At 40.7% G+C, this 4,510-nt stretch carries 5 protein-coding genes; 3 read left to right on the top strand and 2 right to left on the bottom strand.

All coding sequences use genetic code 11. The features are described from left to right. Positions 1 to 67: 67 nt before the first annotated feature. Positions 68 to 892: a hypothetical protein gene (locus tag QWZ04_RS08105; RefSeq protein ID WP_290326797.1), complete on the top strand. Its 825-nt coding sequence runs from the start codon at positions 68 to 70 to the stop codon at positions 890 to 892. Positions 893 to 1,004: 112 nt separating this feature from the next. Here QWZ04_RS08105 and QWZ04_RS08100 read toward each other — a convergent pair whose 3' ends face one another. Beyond that, a complete protein-coding gene (locus tag QWZ04_RS08100) occupies positions 1,005 to 2,027 on the bottom strand; it encodes a competence protein CoiA family protein (RefSeq protein WP_290326794.1) in 1,023 nt (340 codons plus the stop codon). 346 nt (positions 2,028 to 2,373) lie between these two features. Between QWZ04_RS08100 and QWZ04_RS08095 the strand changes: the two genes are divergently transcribed. After that, positions 2,374 to 2,709, top strand: a complete 336-nt coding sequence (locus tag QWZ04_RS08095; RefSeq protein WP_290326792.1) for a helix-turn-helix transcriptional regulator — start codon at positions 2,374 to 2,376, stop codon at positions 2,707 to 2,709. Next, positions 2,696 to 3,958, top strand: a complete 1,263-nt coding sequence (locus tag QWZ04_RS08090; RefSeq protein WP_290326790.1) for a type II toxin-antitoxin system HipA family toxin — start codon at positions 2,696 to 2,698, stop codon at positions 3,956 to 3,958. Before QWZ04_RS08095 ends, QWZ04_RS08090 begins: the two co-directional genes overlap by 14 nt. A 63-nt stretch (positions 3,959 to 4,021) precedes the next feature. Here the strand turns inward: QWZ04_RS08090 and QWZ04_RS08085 are convergent, their stop codons facing one another. Continuing rightward, positions 4,022 to 4,465 carry a recombinase family protein gene (locus tag QWZ04_RS08085; protein WP_290326788.1) on the bottom strand — a complete coding sequence of 148 codons (444 nt, stop codon included), beginning with the start codon at positions 4,463 to 4,465 and terminating at the stop codon, positions 4,022 to 4,024. Positions 4,466 to 4,510 lie beyond the last annotated feature (45 nt).

Raw genomic sequence — 4,510 nt, 5'->3', positions numbered from 1 at the left:
GGCAAAACTATGACAAAGGTAGAGCGGAATTAGAACGTGTGGTTAATTAGACGCTTACAATAAAATCATGAAGACATTTGTTGTTGTCACAAAGCCAGTCAAGAATTCCTCCGCAGGTATCATTGCAAGAGAAAGGTACCTCAAGAGTGAATCACACCCTAACCATACTAACACCGAAGTAATATTCGACGTTGTTGGTAATGAAGCTACATCGAAGCGGATCATTGTTGCTGCGGAACAGTATAAGCTCAACAAAATGCTCAGTAATAACCGTCGTGGACGAAATGTCAGTTCCATTGGGTTAGAATTTTCCCTCACCTTACCGCAAGGATACCGACCTATAAAAGAGCAATGGCGCTCAATTGTACGTGATTGCTGCAAAGCACTTTCTGACCACCTTAAGTTAACAGGGTCTGATCGAAAAGAGTTCTATTCGTTAGTCCGAGGTGTATGCCATCAACAGAAGCAAACTGGGTCTGGATCTGGCGACCATGTACATTTAATTTGTTCGAAGATCGTTGGAAATAGAGTGCTGCGTGATCTCCAGAGGAAAGGTGCTACAGCCCTACTTAAGCAAGCCTTTACGACCGCTGTAAGCACACATGTGGGCATTTCAATTGATGACTACAAACCGCACCAATTAAATAGAGGCAAACGACTAGAAAAGTGGCAGTACGAGTCTCGTAAAATGGAATACCTTCAAAAGGAAAGTCAGAAGCTAATCAGCAAGCTAAAAAAACAAATTGAACGATGGGAGGTGGCTTTGGAAAATGCTGACATTAAACAGCTACGCCGCCAAAGAAACCGTATCGAAAAAACATTCTCAGAGCTTGATGGAGAGCTTGAAAACTCTGCACTATCTTCTCGAATAAACGGCATTCTCAATCAATAACTCGTAAAGTCCTATTTATTGTTCAAGACTGTAATAAGGCGCCTATAGAAAGGGTCGGTAGCTGGGTTATCTGATTCAGCACCACCCTAGTAGTAACTGCCTAGAACCATTTCTAGTTAATAAAGTACCACTCAGGTGTTAAATGCAACAACTCAGGGTCGTAAGAAAAGGTAAACTCTATCGCCTTTGATTTATCACTATGGTAGTCATAACGATCAGTGCGATTACAATGCACACCGTTGCAATGTAAGCAACCATGAGCCATATATGCGTAGTCGCCTTTTTTGTTATAGATGTGATCAAGCGAACCAATAAAGTGCTCTCGTAAAGTCTCTTGGGGAATATTCGCTCCAATTATTTCTTGTATTGTACTCCATCCCCCATACCCGTAGTAAAGACCACCACCCAAATATTGACCTTCTTTTGAATAGACTCCCATGGAACAAAAGTAGTTATTCAAGCCTCCACATTTCAGGCAACGACTATCGTTATAATATGCATAACCAGTTAAAGGTTGAGCTTTCAAGGGTTGCCACTTCAATTTTCGGTCAAACATACCTTCTACAAAAGTACCCACTTCCAGATCGAACTTCGTTACTTTATAGTCATCATCTTCAATAGATATTGCGAAGCAAGGTACTTCTTTTGACTCTGGTAATTGATTATCCCGATTTTTATACGCCCTATATAACCAAGCACAACGGTTAATGCCTGATTCCATGTATTTTCGGGTACGTCTCTCGTATTCGTCGAAAGTTTGATATGACCATTGGATTTCAAACACTATTTGAGACTGACCTTTTTGACAATATACATCTGCAACCCAAGCTTCTCCGCTGGGTGTATTGCCTTTAAATTCAGTTATTACATTCCAGCCAGCTTTAGAGGCTGCTTGGGCAACTATCGTCTTAAGCTTTAAGTGGTCAGCTGTTTCTGGTGCGCTACTGCATTCCCCTCGCCTAGCATGTGCAAAGTACTGAGTGCCTAACTTACTGGTTTTCGGTATTGCCTTATGACCACAGCAATCCATAGTCAGACTATGACTTTTATAATTACTCTTTAGCCGAACCCACTCCTCACTATCTAAGTCAAAAGCTTGAAGTTGAGCACCATCAAAAACTGCTCTTAACGGCATGAAGAAACCCTAATCAAATACAAAACTAACCATATGGTAAATCACAGTTTTCTAAGGAGCAATCCTATTGTAAAGCATTGGTTGCTTCATAGACGGTTAGCCACGAGTCTGACTCACTTTTGCCCCTAAGAGCGGTAAAGCAATGACTAGATAGAAAGTTTAGACAGGATATCTGCTTTTCATTATCGCCATTTCAACAATTAACCATAAGTAAAATAAAGCTTACTTTAAATTACTTATGGTAAAATAATATTTACTGGATGTATTTATAGACTATTACTTTGACATTTAAGTTTTGGTAAATTATAGTTTACCTTATTCTATTTATGGTAAAGGTTGGATTACTATGGGAAGAGGTAACATTCAGGTTAGCACTGTTGCTAATGCTGCACTAACTCATTTCGCCACGATGCTTACAATCCAGCGTAAGGAAAAGAAAATCACTGTAGAAGAGGTTTGTTCTCGAGTTGGGGTATCTAAGCCCACTATGATAAAAATTCTTAAAGGTGATCCGTCTGTAAGCATCGGACTCTACTTCGAAACTGCTTGGGTCTTAGGTGTTTCTTTATTTGAACCCGATGAAAACCAGTTTGCTATTAAACGTAAAACAAATGCGAAAGTAGAGGCATTACTGCCTAATAGAGTAAGAAGGAAAAAGGTAATTTTAGATGACGACTTCTAGTAACCAATGCTTCGTTTGGAAATGGCTTAGAGGACAATCAGAACCTGTGGTAGCAGGTAGACTCACTATTGATGAAACTGGCCAATATTTTACGTATGGTCAGTCTTACTTGAAACGTTCAGATGCAGAACCAATTTACTCAAATGAATTACCGCTTTCTGCTGGTACTAAGGAACCAGTTCAAGGTATGCCTATATTCTCTTGCTTACGTGATGCAGCTCCAGATGCTTGGGGACGTAGGGTCATTAACTCTCGGTTGATGGGCAAAGATTACGATGCTGAGTTAGATGAAATGACTTATTTGATGCATTCCGCTTCAGACCGGATCGGCTCTCTCGATTTTCAAGAGTCGGCCACTGAGTATTTTGATCGCTCTACTGATACGGCAACTCTTGAAGAATTATACCAAGCGTCTGAAATTGTCAGTCAAGGTAAGGAAATCTCTTCGGATTTGGATAGAGCACTTATGCATGGTACATCCCTCGGAGGTGCTCGCCCGAAAGCGATGATCACTGGTGATGAAGCTAAATATATTGCTAAGTTTTCAGCATCAAATGATACTTATGAAGTTGTGCAATCAGAATACGTAGCCATGAGGCTAGCCAAGTTAGCAGGACTCAATGTTGCCGAAGTTACTTTTAAAAAAGTATTAGGAAAAGATGTTCTTCTTGTAAGACGCTTTGATAGGGAGTTAGTTAGTGACGTTTGGTGTCGTCGCTCAATGGTATCAGGACTGACAGTTTTAAGTTTAGATGAAACATGGGCTAGAGAAGCATCTTACGCAGACCTCGTGAACAATATGAAACAGTATTGCATCGATTTTGCCTCTGATAGCCAAGAGTTATTTGCACGGATGGTATTTAATGTACTGATCGGTAATACGGATGACCATGCTCGAAATCATGCTTTCTTTGTCGAAGATGATAAAATATCCCTGTCGCCTGCTTATGATATTTGTCCACAAAACCGTACAGGTGGAGAAGCAAGTCATGGCATGAAGCTCTTCGAAAAACTTAATTTATCTCTGTTATCACTTTGTATGCAAGCAGCACCAAGTTTCAATATTAAGGCTGAAAAAGCAGAAGAAATTATTAAGTTTCAAATTTCTACGATTATCCAAAAGTTTGAATCCGTGTGTAACGAAATAGATGTCCCTGAAGTTACGCGCAAGTTACTTTTCAAACGTGTGATATTGAATGACTACATATTCAATGACATGGAATATTTAAAGCAGCAAGATGGTCGTTAAGTCCTTAGACTACATGGCATATCTAAATAACAATGTCCGTGCCACATGATGTCATATCGCAACTTATAATGAACTCTTCGCGAACTGCTTCTTAACACGCTGCACGGTCGAAGCAGACACACCTGATAAGCTTGCGGTTTCACGAATGGAATGACCATTATTTAATAGGACAAGTATCTGTTCGTACTTGCCCTTCATCTTGCCTGTATTGGCTCTGCGCCCCCTAAAGGCAGCTTTCCAACCACCAGACTCGCGTAATGCCCTTCTACCAGCCTCTGCTGACGCTAGACGGGTCTCACGCTCTGCTGCAGCCATAGCTGTTATCATGGTAATTTGGACGTTGGTTATCATATCCGTCATGGTGTCACCTGTGTACTCAAACGTTCGAGATTGATTAAGTGTTTGAATGGTAACGCCGCGGTTCAATAAGTCTCGGATTACACGTTCAGCATCTTCGTAATCACGCCCTATCCTATCTACCCACCAGACGATCAACTGTAGTGGCATAGTTAATTTGGCCACCTAGTTAGAGGTGATATCATCACCTCATAA

The sequence above is a fragment of the Vibrio tapetis subsp. quintayensis genome (genome assembly GCF_030409945.1).
Lineage (GTDB): Bacteria > Pseudomonadota > Gammaproteobacteria > Enterobacterales > Vibrionaceae > Vibrio > Vibrio quintayensis.
The sequence above is the reverse complement of the archived record's forward strand: the minus strand, read 5'-3'. Positions and strand labels throughout refer to the sequence as shown.

Coding starts and splice junctions, on each gene's coding strand:
- QWZ04_RS08095 (WP_290326792.1), top strand. CDS start 2,374: ATGGGAAGAGGTAACATTCAGGTTAGCACTGTTGCTAATGCTGCACTA.
- QWZ04_RS08090 (WP_290326790.1), top strand. CDS start 2,696: ATGACGACTTCTAGTAACCAATGCTTCGTTTGGAAATGGCTTAGAGGA.
- QWZ04_RS08085 (WP_290326788.1), bottom strand. CDS start 4,465: ATGCCACTACAGTTGATCGTCTGGTGGGTAGATAGGATAGGGCGTGAT.
- QWZ04_RS08105 (WP_290326797.1), top strand. CDS start 68: ATGAAGACATTTGTTGTTGTCACAAAGCCAGTCAAGAATTCCTCCGCA.
- QWZ04_RS08100 (WP_290326794.1), bottom strand. CDS start 2,027: ATGCCGTTAAGAGCAGTTTTTGATGGTGCTCAACTTCAAGCTTTTGAC.